The 17,503-nt window shown below is 36.7% G+C and carries 14 protein-coding genes and 2 riboswitches; of the genes, 8 read left to right on the plus strand and 6 right to left on the minus strand.

The genetic code is table 11. The features are described from left to right. Positions 1–1,340 precede the first annotated feature (1,340 nt). From BBA02S_RS20835 to BBA02S_RS18215, 3 genes are all read right to left on the minus strand, one after another. Entirely contained in the window at positions 1,341–1,481 is a 141-nt protein-coding gene (locus tag BBA02S_RS20835) for a hypothetical protein (protein ID WP_156141529.1), read from the minus strand. Between the two features lie 580 nt (positions 1,482–2,061). Next, positions 2,062–2,553 (minus strand): hypothetical protein, encoded by a 492-nt coding sequence (locus tag BBA02S_RS18210; protein WP_041114504.1) that lies wholly within the window; start codon positions 2,551–2,553, stop codon positions 2,062–2,064. Between the two features lie 292 nt (positions 2,554–2,845). Further along, on the minus strand, positions 2,846–3,397 hold the full coding sequence (locus tag BBA02S_RS18215) for a cupin domain-containing protein (protein WP_087903795.1): 552 nt from the start codon (positions 3,395–3,397) through the stop codon (positions 2,846–2,848). A gap of 527 nt (positions 3,398–3,924) precedes the next feature. Continuing rightward, positions 3,925–4,008, plus strand: a riboswitch (cyclic di-GMP riboswitch). Between the two features lie 118 nt (positions 4,009–4,126). On the opposite strand from BBA02S_RS18215, the gene BBA02S_RS18220 reads away from it, so the two are divergent. From BBA02S_RS18220 to BBA02S_RS18250, 6 genes are all read left to right on the plus strand, one after another. After that, a complete protein-coding gene (locus tag BBA02S_RS18220; protein WP_041114503.1) occupies positions 4,127–6,241 on the plus strand; it encodes a sensor domain-containing protein in 2,115 nt (704 codons plus the stop codon). A gap of 54 nt (positions 6,242–6,295) precedes the next feature. Next, positions 6,296–8,026 (plus strand): methyl-accepting chemotaxis protein, encoded by a 1,731-nt coding sequence (locus tag BBA02S_RS18225; protein WP_041114479.1) that lies wholly within the window; start codon positions 6,296–6,298, stop codon positions 8,024–8,026. A 224-nt stretch (positions 8,027–8,250) separates the two neighbouring features. Beyond that, on the plus strand, positions 8,251–8,532 hold the full coding sequence (locus BBA02S_RS18230; protein ID WP_041114478.1) for a late competence development ComFB family protein: 282 nt from the start codon (positions 8,251–8,253) through the stop codon (positions 8,530–8,532). Between the two features lie 528 nt (positions 8,533–9,060). Beyond that, entirely contained in the window at positions 9,061–9,777 is a 717-nt protein-coding gene (locus tag BBA02S_RS18240) for a response regulator transcription factor (protein WP_041114476.1), read from the plus strand. Beyond that, on the plus strand, positions 9,755–11,104 hold the full coding sequence (locus tag BBA02S_RS18245) for a HAMP domain-containing sensor histidine kinase (protein ID WP_041114475.1): 1,350 nt from the start codon (positions 9,755–9,757) through the stop codon (positions 11,102–11,104). The genes BBA02S_RS18240 and BBA02S_RS18245 overlap by 23 nt, the downstream gene beginning before the upstream one ends. Before the next feature lie 111 nt (positions 11,105–11,215). Then, entirely contained in the window at positions 11,216–11,833 is a 618-nt protein-coding gene (locus BBA02S_RS18250) for a hypothetical protein (RefSeq protein WP_052477426.1), read from the plus strand. Positions 11,834–12,430: 597 nt separating this feature from the next. On the opposite strand, the gene BBA02S_RS18255 is transcribed toward BBA02S_RS18250, so the two are convergent. From BBA02S_RS18255 to BBA02S_RS20840, 3 genes are read right to left on the minus strand one after another with little or no spacing between them, the layout of a single operon-like run. After that, a complete protein-coding gene (locus BBA02S_RS18255) occupies positions 12,431–13,420 on the minus strand; it encodes a hypothetical protein (protein WP_125474373.1) in 990 nt (329 codons plus the stop codon). Beyond that, entirely contained in the window at positions 13,417–14,649 is a 1,233-nt protein-coding gene (locus BBA02S_RS18260) for a glycosyltransferase family 2 protein (protein WP_041114473.1), read from the minus strand. The genes BBA02S_RS18255 and BBA02S_RS18260 overlap by 4 nt, the downstream gene beginning before the upstream one ends. Continuing rightward, on the minus strand, positions 14,642–15,409 hold the full coding sequence (locus BBA02S_RS20840) for a hypothetical protein (protein WP_041114472.1): 768 nt from the start codon (positions 15,407–15,409) through the stop codon (positions 14,642–14,644). The genes BBA02S_RS18260 and BBA02S_RS20840 overlap by 8 nt, the downstream gene beginning before the upstream one ends. A 48-nt stretch (positions 15,410–15,457) precedes the next feature. Further along, positions 15,458–15,541: riboswitch (cyclic di-GMP riboswitch) on the minus strand. A gap of 855 nt (positions 15,542–16,396) precedes the next feature. Between BBA02S_RS20840 and BBA02S_RS18265 the strand changes: the two genes are divergently transcribed. Next, positions 16,397–16,588, plus strand: a complete 192-nt coding sequence (locus BBA02S_RS18265) for a hypothetical protein (RefSeq protein WP_041114471.1) — start codon at positions 16,397–16,399, stop codon at positions 16,586–16,588. Beyond that, entirely contained in the window at positions 16,585–17,202 is a 618-nt protein-coding gene (locus tag BBA02S_RS18270; protein ID WP_041114470.1) for a recombinase family protein, read from the plus strand. Before BBA02S_RS18265 ends, BBA02S_RS18270 begins: the two co-directional genes overlap by 4 nt. The last annotated feature ends 301 nt before the right edge of the window (positions 17,203–17,503 follow it).

A 17,503-nucleotide genomic window follows, 5' to 3' on the forward strand; every position in this document is an offset into this window, starting at 1 on the left:
AATTGGTAAAAGAACAAATATACACAGTTTATTTTTAACTAAAAAGAGACGACTTAAAAATTTGTGTCTTCTATAAAGGGCTTATTTCCAAGGTCTTTTTTAGGTGATTGGAGATAACATTTATTAACGAACCCTTATAAAAAACGGAAACTAGATGATGAGGCTGTCCTAATGATTTATTACTGATCAATTGCAACCTATAATAAAGAGTTTGTTAAATATTTAATTTAAAACTAGTAATGTCATTTAAACCACGGAACGTACAGTAAATATACCTAATTGAAAAAAACAATTTAACCGGTATTCTGATAATTCTTTATTTAGGGAATCACCACTTGTAGGAAAAAGATATTGTTGTTAAACTTGTCTTTCATAGTCTTATTACTGTAAGAAGGAGTGTCACTATGGTGAGTGAGGATGAGCGTTTAATCTTTACAAGAGAGTTAGACCATTTACTTAATGAACTGAAGAGATGTAAAGATGCTCAGTTAAGAGCCCTCATCTGCGAACACATTTCCCTAGTACGTTTGGTGTTAATCGGTAAATCTGATTAATGCTTTTTTTATTTAATGGAGCATCCTATTTTTAGGTCATTCTATTGCGCATTATGTGTCAAATAACACTTTGTCTTTTGGTGTTTTTTATATTGTTGGGTATACTACCTGTAATCAAGGTTATTCCACCAGCATTTCCATGTAGCATGAATTACACCTTGACTATCCAGGAGATTTCCTGGCTTTTTCACCTTTTTTTGTATTTGAATAAACTACTTTATATTCAAGGGTACTCCGCTTTCACTTAATTGGATACAAACGTTGGTAAGCTGGGCAAGACCTGGCTTTTTTTTTTTATATTTTAAAATTAGTTGGAAACACTGTTTAAAGTAGTGGTCATCTATAATCCTCCCCGGAACACATACAGGCTAGTTAATGGGTCAGGAGATTTCCTTACTTTTTTTGTATATTCGATTTATCTTCGGATAAATTAATCGTAATCAAGGTTCTTTCTTTTAGCCCTTTGTACACCTATGACTTGAACTTTGGTCCGGCCAGGCTGATGCCTGGTCTTTTGAAATTCCACCTCTCTCTTTATTTAACCGACGCACTTTCCACGAACTGTGACAGTAAATAAAACTTTGTTTGTATATTCTTTTTAATCTCTCAAATACTAAGTCATGAGTGCGATGCTCTAAAATTTTAAAGAAGGTGCAACGTTGTGCGGGTTTTAAAGTATATAGCTTTAACCATTGGATTTGCAATGTACTTATTATTGATTGGATATGCAATATACGAACAGTTCCTATCCAAATGACTTTAAGAACACCTTTAACGAACTGTGACTTAATCATCACACGTTGTGATATGTTCAAAGTATTCATCAAAATCATTTAATTCTTCTTCATCCAAGTTGTTTAACTCAAATCCTCTACCGCAATTCGGGCACTCTGCAATATCACCTAAACCAAATTCGTGAATTGGCATTTTCTTTACCTCACTATGCCGTTTTATGTGTCTACTATTCATCACTTTGTCTATGAAGACTTAAATTGACCTTCAAGGAGTGTAGCGCATAAAAACCCACTTTTTATGCAACCATCAGGCTGGTTGAATGGTCTAAAACCCTGTGAAATTAACAATTTAAAAATCATGTATAGGGAGGAATGGAAAAATAAAATAAATCCCTTATCAGGTAAGGGATTTATCCGTGCAGGAGCTCCTTTCTTTTGGTATTATTCTTATTCTCCACAAATGAATGGAGATTCCAAAAAATTATTCTGAGCTGTCTCAGGAAAAGATACCAATGAAATCGCAATTTTATCTGACTCGTTCAGTAATTCTATTTTCTGTCTTGAAATTAATATGGACTCCATCACAGGTTTAAATGACGTTAGTAGAATCCTAGCAAAACGGAGTACCGAACACCTCATGGAGGAAGTGAAGAAAGGGACTTCTTAAAACGTCTTCCGAGTGAGCATCTTTTCATTTGATTGTGTTTAAAACAAATGCACGAAATGCTAAGTATATCTCATGCAAAAATTTGAGATGACTTTTAATATCACCTCTAACACAAAACTATTATTTTAGAGGGCGTAGTTTGGACAGGGCTGCTTTTTGTAACAAAGTCATAGATAATAATTAGATTTCGATTTACAGGCTTTCCTGAAAAGGTTTGCCCATTTTGCAATAAAATAGGAGTATATGAGGAAATATTTAATCGTAATTTCCCATCGCTACTCACAAGCTGATTGTTAAAATAGTCAACTTTCACATTTTGATAGGGTGTTTCTTTTGCCATAACAATTGCACGATATTGCGGAGGAAAAATAAGAGGAATTGCTGCATTTCCATCATAATATCCAGTTATCCAATCACCTACTGCTACCGTAGCATGGTTTACAAAGTAAGTGGTGGGCGATACTACAAAATTTACTAAAGCTCCTGAACCATTATCTACAGATATTAGTTTATAACAACCCGTTTCTTCATCATTTTGACTTATCACAAAGTCACTAATCATGGTGACATAACCACGAAAAGATTTAAAGTTTATCATACTCATACCGTATTCCCTTAACCTCTTTATATTCCATTAGAAACATTGGAATGAATGGACGCTATTTGGGTTTATTATATGGTGAATTTATCCAAACCATCTCCAACCATATCCTATAATCATATTTCTCCCTACAAATGTTGGAAAGAACCAAAATCTATTTCCGTTCCTGAACCATATATAAAGCAAGACATATAAAGTTAAATAGTTCAGATAATATGGAGAAAGTTCAAATTCACAGTAATTTAGCATTAAAATTAACAATAAATATTTCAATTCAAAATTTTAACCATTAGTTATAGTGGCCTTCCGCAGCCATTGCATCTTTTTTGGTTACATGAACTGTTCCATGTGGATGTTGTGAAGGTGCATAGATTGAATAAAGTTTTAATGGAATATTACCTGTATTGGTTAAATTATGCCATGTTCCAGCGGGTATCATTATGGCGGAATCATCATAGACACACTTTTGAAAGTTTAAATTACCTTTAGTCTCTCCTATTTGAACGATACCTTGGCCTTGCTCGATACGTAAGAATTGGTCAACGTCAGGGTGCATTTCCAAACCAATATCTTCGCCAACATTGAGACTCATCAAAGTAACTTGTAAATGTGTTCCTGTCCATAAAGCAGTACGATACGTATTGTTTTGCTTCGTTGCTTCATTGATATTCGCGACAAATGGTTTTGGTCCAAAATCTGTTCTCAAAGTACTTCCAACACCGTTGGGAGAACGAAAAGAATTAAATCTGTTTACATATACCCCATTAGGAGAAGTCCAGTTAACAGATTGTCTTGGATAGTTATACATTGGTACACCAACATAATAAGAATATGGATTCATATAAGAAGCATGGTACACTTTTCTCAATCCCTTTACAGTTTGTTAAATTATTCTATGCGCTTGTTAAGGGAATGTACTTAGAGTAAGGTGGCTGATTTAAAGAAAGTATTTATTAGTGTCTCATATGACCTGTCTCAAAAGTTTTATCGCTGTTAAACCATTCATTGTTAACCCTGTAAGTAGCTTAGCGTTGTAAATCCGCATTTTCGAGATCAGACCCCAAGAAGAACTTTATTTGATAGACGTGAAATTTTATTGCAATGAAAATGGTGGAGTTAGTTGCTGAAAGGCAAAGGTCGTTGTACTTCAACTAACGGGTACGATTGTGGAGCGAAAAATTAGAAAATGATCAAACTTTATTTTAAAGTAGCAATATTACCATAATCTTTTTAGTACTGAACCTATCAAGAGGGAGAGAGTATTTTGCTTCTTCTGTATTTTTCATTTTTTATTGACTGTTTAGGCTAAAAGAACTATCATATTCGTAAAGAATTATTCAACTAAGCCATTTACTATTAAATATAATAGTCATATAGAGAAGCAATGAAAAGCCATTTATATCTGGGCACTTGAATGGCTTGGAGCGACTAGTGCAACCGACTCTTTTTTAAAGAGTCGGTTTTTTGTCGGATTTTATTTAACCTAAACATTATATATTTCATAGAGCGGGAGGAAAATAAATTGAAAAAAGCACCTGCTACACCGGACCTTTCTGAACTTTCTCACTTAATGGAGCCATTAGATGAAAAAAATAAACCAATTGAAGCCTTGTTAAAAGAGTTAAAAGATGTCAAATATGCACTGGATCAGTCTTCTATCATTGCCATCACTGATCAAAAGGGAAGGATCTTTTATGTAAATGACCAGTTCTGTAAAATCTCCAAATATAGCCGAGAAGAATTAATAGGTCAAGATCATCGTATTTTAAATTCAGGCTACCATTCTGGGGAATTTTTCAAACAAATGTGGGCTACAATTGGGTCAGGAGAAATCTGGAGGGGAGAGGTGCGGAATAGAGCGAAGGATGGTTCTTTTTACTGGGTAGATACGACGATTGTTCCTTTTTTAAATGATCAGGGAAAGCCGTATCAATATGTGTCGATCCGAAATGATATCAGTCTTCGAAAGAAAATGGAAGAAGAAATGCGAAGAAGCGAGGAGAAATACCGTTTAATTACGGAAAACTCAGCTGACTTGATTTCAATTATTGACAAAGAAGGAAACTTTCAATATATTTCTCCTTCTCATGTAACAATACTGGGGCATGACATGTCTGAACTAAAGTCTAACCCGCTCTTCAAGTGGATTCATGAAGAAGATCAAAAGATTTTATACACTGAATTAAGATTACTAGCTAAAAAGAAAAAAATGTCTTCGCAAATAGAGTTTCGTATTAGAACGAGCAGAAATCAGTATAAGGATATGGAAACAAGAATTAGTCCCATTATGAACGAGGACAGAAAAGTAAAAGATTTCGTGCTCATCATGAGAGACATAACCGATCGGAAAAAGTCGGAAAAAATGATTTATCATTTAGCCTATCATGATACTTTGACCGATCTGCCGAACCGTAGATTATTTATGAAGCATTTGCGGCAGGAGATTAAGAAAGCAAAAAGTTCCTCTTCTCAGCTTGCTGTGATGTTTATTGATTTAGATCGATTCAAATTTGTGAATGATTCATGGGGGCATGAGAATGGCGATTTTATTTTAACTAAAGCAGCCGAGCGTATTAAAAAGTCACTTCGTTCAACGGATTTAGTTGCCCGGTTAGGCGGCGATGAATTCACTGTCCTGCTAAAAGGCATATCCAATGTAGAAGAACTGGAGCGGCTGGTGAAACGGATTCATTTAGACTTCCAAAAACCGTTAGAAATCGCCGGCCAGCTGTATACACCTTCCTGTAGTATCGGTATTGCGATCTTTCCACAAGACGGAGCGGAAGCTGATGAACTGTTGAGCAAAGCAGATACCGCTCTTTATTTTGTAAAAGAACGAGGCCGGAACGGATATGCCTTTTTCGAAGCAAAAATGGAAGAAAAATCATTGGAGCGTATTTTATTGGAGAATGAGTTGAGAAAAGCGATTCAGCTTGAGCAGTTTCATATTGATTACCAACCGAAGATAGATCTTTCAAAAAACAAATTAATTGGAATGGAAGCGCTCGTGCGTTGGAATCATCCAGAACTGGGGAAGATTTCTCCCAATAAATTTATTCCCTTGGCTGAAGAAACGGGATTAATTCTCCCTTTAGGGGAATGGGTACTGCGCCGTGGGTGCGAACAAAATAAAGAATGGCAAGATAAAGGTTATACTCCGCTAAAGATATCCATCAATTTGTCTGCGCGCCAAATCTCGTACCCTGATATTGTAAGGAAAATTGAAGAGATTCTAATAGAAACCAAATTGGAACCGGAATGGCTTGAGCTTGAAGTGACAGAAAGTATATTTGTTAATATTGAAAATGCAATAACTGTTTTACAACAACTTAGAGATTTGGGGGTTCATATTTCTATTGATGACTTTGGAACAGGGTACAGTTCATTTAGCTATATTAAGCACTTACCTGTCGATACGCTGAAAATTGATGCTTCGTTCATTCGGGATATTCATCAAAATAAGGAAAGTCAGGCAATTGTGCAAGCTGTCCTGACTCTCTCGCAAACCCTTGGTATCAATGTGATTGCAGAAGGGGTTGAAAATCAGAGACAGCTAGACGTTCTCAGAGAGGATGGCTGTAGCCAAGGGCAAGGTTTTTTATTTAGTAAGCCTTTGTCTAGTCAGGATTTTGAAGAGTATTTAAAAGAATCTGTCAGAGCTACGGGAATTAAGGAGATAGATTAAAAAAGATGCATTAACGACAACGAGCAGCTATATAAAGATTGAGGGAGGAAAAATATGAAGCTTTTTTCAAAGAAGACAAAGTCATGGGTGGACTATTTGGATAATTCTGAGGCAAAAGAGATATCTACTGTAGGAGAAAGGGTGAAAGAACGGCTGGCATTTATGGGGGTTAGCCAGGAAACGCTGAGTCATGTAAAAGAAGCTCTGCCCATTCTTCTTCCTTATAAAGAAGAAATAGTGAATCAATTTTACGAGCATATCACTTCTGTAGATCATCTTAAGCAAATAATTACGGAACATTCTACGGTTGAGCGTTTAAGGCTGACAATGGAAAGGTATGTTGAGCAGCTCCTCCGAGCGGAGGTCGATAAAGAATATATACTGACGAGAATCGTGGTTGGCCAGGTGCACAGCCGCATCCATCTGACAGCAGAACACTTTATTGCTGCGCATCATCTGCTGATTCAAATTATGACAACAATATTAATGGAGAAACTCCATCCGCATCCTAACCAAATGATGAAGATAGTCCTTGCCGTTCAGAAACTAGCAGCCTTCGACCAGCAGCTTATCGTGGAGGTGTATATGGAGGAAACATTTAAATCTTTTCTATTTGGTGTTTCTGACATGCTCAATGACATGACACAGCTGGATACAACGAAGCAGCTGATCACAGAAATGGACAATATAGTGAAGGAAAGCCATAACGTTACAGCTGCTGCCGAGGAAGTGAGCGCCTCTATTATGGAAGTAGCCGATCATTCCGTCAAAGTAGCTGAAAGAACAGATGAAGCCGTCCAATCGGCTGAACAAAGCAAACAAGTTATTAATGAAGCCTTACATGATATTCAAAAAGTGGGTCATGTCTACCATGATGTGACGAGACAAGTCAATCAACTAAATGAGGAAATTGAGCAAATCCAAAGTGTAGTAAAAGTGATTCAAGAAATTACAGATCAAACGAATTTACTTGCTCTGAACGCGAGTATTGAAGCAGCGCGTGCCGGAGAACATGGAAAAGGCTTTGCGGTTGTAGCGAAAGAGGTTCGAAAGTTAGCTGAACACACAAAAGAACAAACTATGCAGATTACCGCCAATATGGAATCTTTGCAAGGCGTTTCTCGTCAAGTGACACAACAAATGGGCAGCACTGAAAAGCTGGTTGAGCGGAGTGTTGAAGAAGCCCAGTATGCGGACGAAGCATTAGAAAAAATCGTATCAACTATGCAGAAAATTAATCAATCGACTTCACAAATTGCAGCAATGACGGAGGAGCAGACTTCTGCGATTATGGAAATTGCCCAACGAAATTCAGCAATGCTTGATCTTGGTACTTTATCTCAAGATATTGCCAAGAGAACAGCTCAAGTAATCTTTGAACTAAGCAAACAGATGGATGAGTATCGCCGCACCTTCTTTGAAACAAATATTAGACTAAATGCCAAAGATGTCATTAAGGTGGCCAAAACAGACCACCTTCTTTGGAAATGGAGAGTTTATAATATGCTACTTGAGATAGAAACGCTTGATTCGAATCAGGTCTCATCCTATGCATCGTGCAGGCTCGGTCAATGGTATTACGGCGAGCTACCTCCGTTCATTAAAAACCAATCTGCGTTTCAACAGCTCGAAGAGCCTCACCAAGCTGTACATTATTATGCAAAACAAGCTGTAGAAAGCTACGAACAAGGAAATCTACCTGAAGCTCAACATGCTTTTGAACAGCTTCAGGAAGCTTCTGATCATGTTATTTCCTTGTTATCTCAGTTGGAAAAAATGATCTAATAACGTTATACACTGGATGAAAAATCTGTTCTTTCTGTAACAGGATAGAAAGAACAGTGTACGAAACTGAAGTGAACTTAAAAGAAATCAGGCAGCTGCTTGGGCAGTTTGATGGGCCTAGGGGCGGCCCTTCACTGCTTGAAATTGCAGAATAATTTGTTCTTTTAAGTAATCATTGATATCTTTTAGCTGCTTCATAATGAAAGAGAAATGGAGGATTAAAAATGGCTGTGCATAATGTAATGGAAGATGTCATTAAAGGAATGATTGCAGAGCATTTAGACCGCTTGCATCTTTCTTGTAAATGCGACAAGTGCCGAGAGGATATTTTAGCGCTTTCACTAAATAAAGTACCTCCAAAATATATTGTTAAGGACAGTCAGCGTCCTTTAGTGAAAGCAATGTATACGGTTGTGAATACCCAAGAACACGCTAATATAATAGCTATCGTTGCTCAAGCTGCAGCACAAGTTTCTGCAAATAAACGCTGTACCAATATAGAATAAACATAAGATTCATTTACAAGCTTATCAATTAAATAATTTTTAAGTGGATTATAGACAAAGAAAATTCTGTATTACAAGTGTTTCGTGTTGCCGGGGGTAAAATGGATGATTACTAAGAAAAATTCAAAATGAAAGACAAATTCATCCGTTGCTAGGGTCTCGGAGACATTATTAACTATGGAAATATTGTGCACTTTATAAATAAAGGATGATCATCAAATGGCCCAAATTCTTAACTTTAATGCTAAGAATTCGGGCTTTTCCTGTTGGAAGTTCCTTATCGTTGTAAAGGTGCAATTTCTGAATACCATCTTGAATACAGGTTACGAGAAATTAAGTGATAACAATGTATCGGACAATAAATGGTTGGTTGAATTCACTGACACTCAAATGGTGAAAAGTCTAAGTGAAGATGTAATGATAAAAGTAAAACAATTAAAGAATCTTATAAAAATCTTAAGATTTTCTTAAATACTTGTCATAAACATTTTGCATAGTTGTTGGTAGAGGAAAGGGAGGAAAAGCGATATGACAAAGAAAATCCTAATCGTTGAGGATGAGAAGAAGATTGCCCGGATTCTTTCACTGGAGCTAGAGCATGAGGGATACGAAGTTGAGGCGGTGGAAAATGGAAAGGAAGCCTTAAAACGCGTAAAGGAAGGTGAATGGAACCTCATTTTACTGGATGTTATGCTCCCTGAAATGAGCGGTTTTGAGGTCCTGCGACGGGTTCGCTTAGAGGATGAAAAAACTCCCATTATCTTGGTTACAGCCCGTAATTCTGTATACGATAAAGTGAATGGGCTTGATCATGGTGCAAATGACTATATTACAAAACCCTTTGAGATGGAGGAACTATTAGCAAGAGTCAGATCAGCTCTTAGGGTATCGGAATTAAAAATGAAGTTGAATTCGACCAATTCCTTAAAAATCATCGATGACTTAGAAGTTGATGACGTTGCAAGATCTGTATTTAGGGCAAATCTACCTATAGAATTGACTAGAAGAGAGTTTGATTTGCTGGTATTTATGATGGATCATTCTAATCAAGTTTTATCAAGAGATCAACTACTTAACGCAGTATGGGGATTTGATTATGTAGGGGAAACGAATGTAGTAGACGTGTACATGGGTTATCTCCGAAAAAAAATAGATCATGGGTTCTCACATCCCCTTATTCATACGGTTCGTGGAGTTGGCTTTATGATCAAAGGAAAGAAAAATGAGTATCAAAGCAAAGCTTAGTTTACTTTTAGTTTGTTGGTCCCTTCTCATCCTATTGATTGCCAACGCCATTATTTATTTTTCTTATGTGAAGTTGACTGAAAATCGGGAGATGGAAAATCTTAAAGAAATAGGAGAAGGATTATTAGAAAAAGTAAACACCAATGATTTATTTTCCCCCTCAATGCGTCCTTTATTACAGTCGGTTTTACGGGATGATGGGATGATTCGAATTATAGATAAAGAAAATCAAGTTATTATCCGTACTGGTGAGGAGGATGATTTATTTAATCTACCTATTAACCATTCAGCCGTTAATGATACTGATATGATTAGGCTGGACGGAGATATGATTGTTGTCTTTACAGCACCTATATTTAAAAATAATCAAAGGATTGGAACGATAGAACTTTCGAGAGTTTTAGATGATCATTTAGAAGATATTGAGATATTACTAACAATTCTAATTGGTGTATCAGTGCTATTGATCGTTTTGGCAGTCTTCTTTGGAAAAATAACTTCTAGAATATTTTTAAGACCCGTATCTGTCATAGGAACTACTATGGATAACATTCAAAAATATGGGCTATTCGAGAAGATACAACTTCCTCAAAAGAAACATGATGAGATATTTCAGTTAGCAGATAATTTTAATCGTATGATTGATTATTTAGAAGAAATCTTTCAAAAGCAAGAGCAATTTATTAGCGATGCGTCTCATGAGTTAAAAACTCCATTAACGGTGATTGAAAACTATGCCTCTATGTTAAATCGCTGGGGCAAGGATAATCCGGATCTACTTAACGAAGGGATTGAAACTATACAGGATGAATCTAAACGCATAAAGAATATGGTGGAACAACTCCTTGACCTGGCTGCAATCAATAAACAACCGTTTGAGATAGAGGTTATTAACATTACAGAGCTATGTAAACAAACAGCCAAGCGTCTTGAAGTTGCAACTAACCGGTCTATTCGAGTTATCAATGATTCTAAATCCATCTTGGGTCTTTCGAATAAGGAAAAATTTGTACAGATTTTATTTATTTTATTAGATAATGCTTTGAAATATAGCCAGAAAGAAGTTACAGTGAAAGTTTCTCAAAATGAAGATAGGGCTGTGATACAAATTATGGATCAAGGAATTGGTATTCCTGAAAATGATATCCCTAGATTATTTGAGCGCTTTTACAGAGTAGATAAATCTAGAACACGAGCCACTGGAGGCAGGGGCTTAGGTCTTGCAATTGCGTACTCACTCATAAAACAAAGTGATGGTTTTATTTCTATTGAAAGTGAACTAAACAAAGGAACAATAGTAACCGTTACACTGAAGGCTAGTATGTAACTATTTAAGAAAAAACCTAGTATTTTCTAATGAAATTCTTACCATTATCCAATAGTCATCTTAAATTCCCTTGCTACACTATCCATATAGAATATTTGTGGAGGGATATAGATGAAATCTGGGAAGAAAATAACTATACTTGTTGGATTAACACTATTGATTGGAATCGGGGCTGTAGTGCTGTTTTATAACTTTAAGGATGACACAAGAGGGTATCAAAATTACCAAACAGAAGCGGACCTTAAAACGACTACTTCTAATAGTACGACTTTAAATCAGAATTCGACAACTCCTAGTAGTTCAAACTCACCGTTTATTGGAGTTGAGGGAAAAGTCATGGAATTAACAGAAGACAATATCACTATTGGTGTGCCCCTTCAAGGAACAAAAACCTTTACCATCAATAAAAGTACAAAAGTCGAGGATTTATTTTCACCTCTAAAAAAAGGTGTGCTAGCAGATATCAATGCAAATGGTGAGTTAGCCTACCATATTGAAACAGAGAATACTGTGGATGCTTATGGAATGATTGTTAAGATTACAGATAAAGATGTAACGATTGATTATAATGGCAATCAAGAAACCTTTGTAAAAGCTTCCAATTTTCGAATGGATACAGAGGGATATAGAGGTACATTAGAAGGCCTCACGGCTGAAATTACTCTTAATAGTCAATTTCAAATAATAGATCTTGAGACAGATTTAGACTATGAGGACGATGATGATTAATTATCAAAATTATGTCTTAAACTATCTTTACCCCGAATCGGCTTTGTTAGTGATTGGACCGTGTATTTTTTATTGATACACATTTATCTGCTAATCAGAAAAGATATCTTAGGTTATACTTGATCACTACATTATTTCACTTATCCAATCGTATATTACATCGACCAAAAAGTCTGATTTGCTTTTAAAAGAAAGTAAAAAACTGCTTCTATACAAATCGTGACAAGGAGTGGTTCAAGCGAATATGCCGAATGGATTCTAAACCGCTCTCTTCCAGTTGGTCAGATTAGCGACCGGTGGTATTTGTTTCATAGCCTAATAAAAAGAGTGATTTTTTATTTTTATAAAAAGAATGGCTGTAACCCTTTAATTTTAAACAACTTTAATAGCCTTCCATCAGTTGAATGATGGAAGGCTATTAAAGTTAATAAGGTAACATTAGATGATTTTATTCTTTAGTGATAGCCCCTATTCATGGGTGTAGACTTCCCTGTCGTTACAGCGACAGAGGTTAGTAATGTGCGTTTCTCACGAGGGTTCTCTTTTTTCTCATCAGAAGCTTTTCTGCTGATTCGTTACTCTATCTTAGACTGTTTTTTATTGCGTTTTTTTAGTTTCGTAAAGGATATAATCGAAAAAGTGCGCTTCTTTTAAAATACCGTTCTTAACCAGCTGGGTGGATCGCTCGTGAACTTCTTCAGCAAGCTGTCCATCACCTGTTGTGCGAAAATATTCTTCTAAGTAAGCGTAGACAGCAAGGGATTCATATTCCACTGCAGGTTCAGCTGTCTTTCTGAAATACTGCCCCGCAATACGACCTTCTGCTTTCCACTCTTCTATAATCCATTTATGAAAAGCCCGGGACGGTTCATGCACGTTTTCCCGATTGATTGCTATAAGCAGTTGGTCAATCATATGGATTTTCGCCCCATAACTGTACGTTCTTTTGGTCAGATCATAATACTCTGGAAAGAACACCTTCTTTTCATCAAGAGAAGTTAAAATTTCCTTGGATGGAACGGTTTTTTTTAATACATAAAAAAAGTCAGGCGTTAAATAGCTTAGAGTCACCCGTCGTGCTGACTCATTATATGCCCAATCTACATAATCAACATAAATTCCATCTGCAGTTTGTTGTCGCTCAATTGTTCGGGCCAGCTTATTCGCCAGCTCAGCATATTCATTCTCTCCAAACTGGGAGGCCCCTTTTCGAAGTGCTGCAATAATACGTACATCATCAATAAGTGCATTGGTATTTGCATTTTCCTTTAACACCCAGCTAATATACAAAGCGTTTTCTTTTTTTACAAAGAAATGATTTTTCAGCTGTTGCACCAGTACATTAAATGTCTTTTGATCATCGATAAGCAGCAAATAATTCATATACAAACCTATACTTTCCGATAAATATTGCGAATGAGGATTATTGGGATAAGCATAAATAAGATGATCGTCGTCTGTATATGTTTTCTTTATATATTTTTGCACGTCATTGTCCTCTGCACTCTGCCATACTACTGCAGCTGCCAAACCAATCAGGCACAACGAAACAGCGAGAACAACTGTTATGACAGCCTTTTTCATCATCTGCCGCCTTTCTGTTTAAATCGAGTTGTTTTGTCCCAAGCAATTGTCGTGCCGCGCAGCCGGTTAACGGTATACGAGAAGGCACTCCGAATGAGTAGGACCAAAAACAGCTGTGCGTACGTAAAATACATAATTAAAATAAATATAACATTGATAAATGATACATTACGGTCAATAACAATAGCGCTCAGCAATTGTGCTGTGTAAATGATATAACTCATAAACCAAAGCATTAAAAGTGGTGCTGCAATATGCGGCAGTTCCATTCCGAGCAGGCTCATAACAAAGAAAGTATCTGAAAAAGCCAGCAATACGACAAAGATAAGGTACGTCAGCAAATGCTGAATCGTTAAAATAAATGTTTTGCCTTTCCAATGAATAAGTTCACGGAAAGACTTTTCAAGCAAATATAAGTTTCCTGTCAGCCAGCGAGTCCGCTGTCTGATAAAAACAGAAATTTTTTCAGGTTCCTGTTCCCATGTTCGTGATTCAGGTACTACAGGAAGCACCCAGCCTGCTGCCGTTATCCGGATCGTCAACTCCGCATCTTCTGCCAGTGCATATGAATCGTAATAACCAAGCTCCTCCAGTACTGAACGACGAAGCAGCATGTTGGTGCCAGCCAAAGAACCTAGTTTAAAAAGAGCCCATCGGCCGCATTGCATAAGAAGCTGGAATACTTGAAACTCCAAGCTGATCATTCGTGTTAAATAGTTTTTCTCTGAATTTATGGTTTTTACATAGCCAACCGCACCCGCTGCGTTTTTGGTTGTTTCTGCTACTTCCATTAGTTTTTGAAGTGCATCCGGTTCTGGCTGATTATCAGCATCATAAACAATAAAGTATTCCGACTCAGAAATGCTTAATCCATAATTCAATACACGTGACTTTCCCTTTGGTTCCCCTTCCGGCACAGTGATGTAATGAATATGTGAAAAGAGATCAGAAAAGCTTTTGGCTATCTCTGCTGTTTCATCACGGGACTGATCATCCAGTAAGTAAATGTCAAGCTTACCTGGATAATGAAGCCGGGCCATAGCACTCATTGTCTGTGCTAGTACAACCCCTTCGTTATGAGCCGGAATCAATACAGCTGTACTCGGATAATACTCCAGCCGGCCAGGCAGTTGATGACGAATACGATACCACAATCCCCCGATCGTAGTTAGTGAATAATACATGAGCAACAGCCAGAAAAAAAGCATGATCACCATTAAAATACTACTCATCTGTTTTCTCCTCAAGAGACTCAGCTGCCTGCTGTACGTTATCAATCAGTTGTTCTTTAAAAAGAAAGGGCTGCTTCGTTTTATTAAAAATAGTATTTGCTCGTTCAATCATCCGCTTTTTTACAATCTCTACACCTTGTCTATTTGTATTTTGAAGTAGAACCATTACTGAAGAGGGAGAGGATGTGACGATATCATATTCCACTCTAATTGAATGAAGTGCGAGTTTCTCCAATGTTTCGCGAACACTCTGTTTTGTGTAGTCGCTTATGGGTAAAAAACAAAGCTGCAACAGCCACGCCTGTTCGTTGCGGCGTTCTGTCCCTTTAAGAATTATTTTCGCCTGATCTAAAAATTCATGGTTCGTTAAAATGTTAGAATGAGGCATATACTTCTCAAGAGCTTTGACCTTTGCGATTAAATCGCGATTTTTAGTCCCAATTGATTTAATATAATACAAGAGAATCCAATATAAGAGTAAGAAGGTTGTTACAAGCAAGTGAAGAAACATAAAAGAAATCTGCTGATCTTCTGAATTATGTCTCCAAAAAGCAATGCCAGTCAAAAAAGCGCCAAACCCGATTGTTACAGTAATTGCATATAAAAAAAGAAATTTTTCATGCAAAAGAGCCATCACAACAAGAGAAATAGCAATCAAACCTAAAGCTTCCGTGTAAAACGGAAAAGAGTTGGATAAGATAGCAACAAGACATGCCATCATACCAACCATCATAATAGAAACTGTGGAAGAATTGATCATATTTGTAACCTTCTCCTTTTGTAAAATGGACACAAAAAAACCGTCCACAAAAATTAAGGACGGTTGCGCCACTCGCTCCCAATCTACCAGGCGCCCAAATAAGGTAAATTGTTCCTAGCATCCACTTTTTATATTAAAAAATAAAGGTTATGTGGTCAACATTAATTGTCAATAAATTGATCATATTTTTTTATGATATATCTTGAGACGTTATACCTTCTTAAGAGCTGTCTATCTTTCTTACAAGGAGATTATGGAAGTATCAAATAAATTAGCACTATAAAAACTGTAGATCCTTAACTTATTTTAAGAGTATCACTAGAAAATAGAGGAAGGATTTTCCCTAATGTTCAAGAATTTACAAGTATGAAAAACAGTCTGGAATCCTGTAGTGTATGCTGACCCTAATGGTAAAGCGGCTGCAGCAGTAGTAATTTATTTTATACCCGGAATAGGAGAAATGGCATTACTGGCAACTTGAGCTGTTGTATTAGATGGAGTAATATACACAGCAGACTCATGGCTTTCTAAAAAAGTTGCGGAAAAAGCTGCTAAAATAATCCTGAAAAATTGAAAGAAGAATTAGGTACAGGATTTGCTCTGGAAAAAATGTTTTGGTCTTGTGGATATCATATTTTATTAGATGAAAAGAAAATAATCGTGGTAGATCCAGGAAATTCAGAAGAATAATTATTGCTGTATTAGTTCAAGATCAACACATAAAGTGTCATGTTGCTTGGATTGACTTTGTTTTTATATGCTTTAATATATGGAGGGTTATTAGCCTGATTGGAATTTAATATGTAGACAAGGGTCGCCTTAAGGCGGTTCTTTTTCTTAAGGAAATGTTTATTTTTAGTATACCCTAGAGAAACATCCGGAAATGTAGTAATATCAAGGAGTTGGAGTGTTTCCTATGGGTTGTTTCCTAACTATTTTAAAAAAAGAGCATGAAAATAACCAATGTGTAAACATGGAGGGTAACGTATGAGATTTATCGTAAAAGCCTTTGATAGTGAAGGCTCGGAAATGGAATTTGAAAACACAGCTATTGGAGAAGAAAAAGAAGTGAGCTTTGAGAATGAAGAAGCAGCTAAAGCCTTCATTGAGGGAATCAAAATTAGTTTGCCCAATACCTGGCAATATCGAATTATTCCAAAAGAAGATGAAAAGAGATGATTTTTGGTTATGCACGGGTAAGTTTCACTGATCAGAATTTAGATCGCCAGTTGAAGGAGTTAGAAGCATTCGGGTGTGAGAAGATTTATTCAGAAAAGCAATCTGGAAAGGATTTTTCACGACCTGTCTACCGTGAAATGAGATCCAAAATGAGGTTTGGAGACGTGCTGGTTGTTCATGACCTCAGCCGTTTTGGAAGGAACAAAGAAGAAATACGAAGCGAGTGGAAGGCGATGATCGATGAGGATATAGACATTGTGGTCCTCAATATGCCGATTCTGGACACAAGAAAATACAAGGAACTTGAGGGAGTTGGCCAGTTGGTTTCCGACCTTGTTTTAACACTCTTATCATGGATGGTGGATGAAGAACGAGACCGAAGCAGAACGGCACAGCGTGAAGGCATTGAAATTGCAAAGAAAAAAGGGGTTTATACAGGCAGAAAAAGAAAGTATCATGCTGGCGCGGTCGGTAAGGATAAAATTGTTTATGATAAAGTGGTCCAATTATTGGACGCCGGTGAAAGCGTCATGGACATTCACCGTGAAACAGGTCTTTCGCGAAAAACCATTTATGCTATTAAGAAAGAGATCGAAGCATGTACATCTAGTTAATATTCGAATGTTTTTGTATTAAAAAAAGCAAGAGACCTTATAAGAAAACATAAAAAGCCGTCCGGAGTGCCTGGACGGCTTTTTACAAGAAGAAGGTAGGTAACGTGTTGTGATGGTCCTGTAGTTTCCTCTATGTGTTTTTTAAATTACCCTTTCTCATTACTGTAAACCTTTTTGTTTTTTTCTTCTGCCAGTGTGCAGCTCACTTGCGAATATGTTTTTTAATTAAGCTGCTCCGAGTTCACCTAAAAGTCTATTTCTTAAAAGGTATGTTTTTACTTTTGGAGCTAGTATAGATGTA

This window comes from Bacillus badius NBRC 15713 (assembly GCF_001591605.1).
Classification (GTDB): Bacteria; Bacillota; Bacilli; order Bacillales; family Domibacillaceae; genus Pseudobacillus; species Pseudobacillus badius.

What these genes read in the sequence shown, in the direction of transcription:
- BBA02S_RS20835 (WP_156141529.1), bottom strand. Translation starts at nt 1,481, where the DNA reads ATGCCAATTCACGAATTTGGTTTAGGTGATATTGCAGAGTGCCCGAAT.
- BBA02S_RS18210 (WP_041114504.1), bottom strand. Translation starts at nt 2,553, where the DNA reads ATGATAAACTTTAAATCTTTTCGTGGTTATGTCACCATGATTAGTGAC.
- BBA02S_RS18215 (WP_087903795.1), bottom strand. Translation starts at nt 3,397, where the DNA reads ATGAATCCATATTCTTATTATGTTGGTGTACCAATGTATAACTATCCA.
- BBA02S_RS18220 (WP_041114503.1), top strand. Translation starts at nt 4,127, where the DNA reads ATGGAGCCATTAGATGAAAAAAATAAACCAATTGAAGCCTTGTTAAAA.
- BBA02S_RS18225 (WP_041114479.1), top strand. Translation starts at nt 6,296, where the DNA reads ATGAAGCTTTTTTCAAAGAAGACAAAGTCATGGGTGGACTATTTGGAT.
- BBA02S_RS18230 (WP_041114478.1), top strand. Translation starts at nt 8,251, where the DNA reads ATGGCTGTGCATAATGTAATGGAAGATGTCATTAAAGGAATGATTGCA.
- BBA02S_RS18240 (WP_041114476.1), top strand. Translation starts at nt 9,061, where the DNA reads ATGACAAAGAAAATCCTAATCGTTGAGGATGAGAAGAAGATTGCCCGG.
- BBA02S_RS18245 (WP_041114475.1), top strand. Translation starts at nt 9,755, where the DNA reads ATGAGTATCAAAGCAAAGCTTAGTTTACTTTTAGTTTGTTGGTCCCTT.
- BBA02S_RS18250 (WP_052477426.1), top strand. Translation starts at nt 11,216, where the DNA reads ATGAAATCTGGGAAGAAAATAACTATACTTGTTGGATTAACACTATTG.
- BBA02S_RS18255 (WP_125474373.1), bottom strand. Translation starts at nt 13,420, where the DNA reads ATGATGAAAAAGGCTGTCATAACAGTTGTTCTCGCTGTTTCGTTGTGC.
- BBA02S_RS18260 (WP_041114473.1), bottom strand. Translation starts at nt 14,649, where the DNA reads ATGAGTAGTATTTTAATGGTGATCATGCTTTTTTTCTGGCTGTTGCTC.
- BBA02S_RS20840 (WP_041114472.1), bottom strand. Translation starts at nt 15,409, where the DNA reads ATGATCAATTCTTCCACAGTTTCTATTATGATGGTTGGTATGATGGCA.
- BBA02S_RS18265 (WP_041114471.1), top strand. Translation starts at nt 16,397, where the DNA reads ATGAGATTTATCGTAAAAGCCTTTGATAGTGAAGGCTCGGAAATGGAA.
- BBA02S_RS18270 (WP_041114470.1), top strand. Translation starts at nt 16,585, where the DNA reads ATGATTTTTGGTTATGCACGGGTAAGTTTCACTGATCAGAATTTAGAT.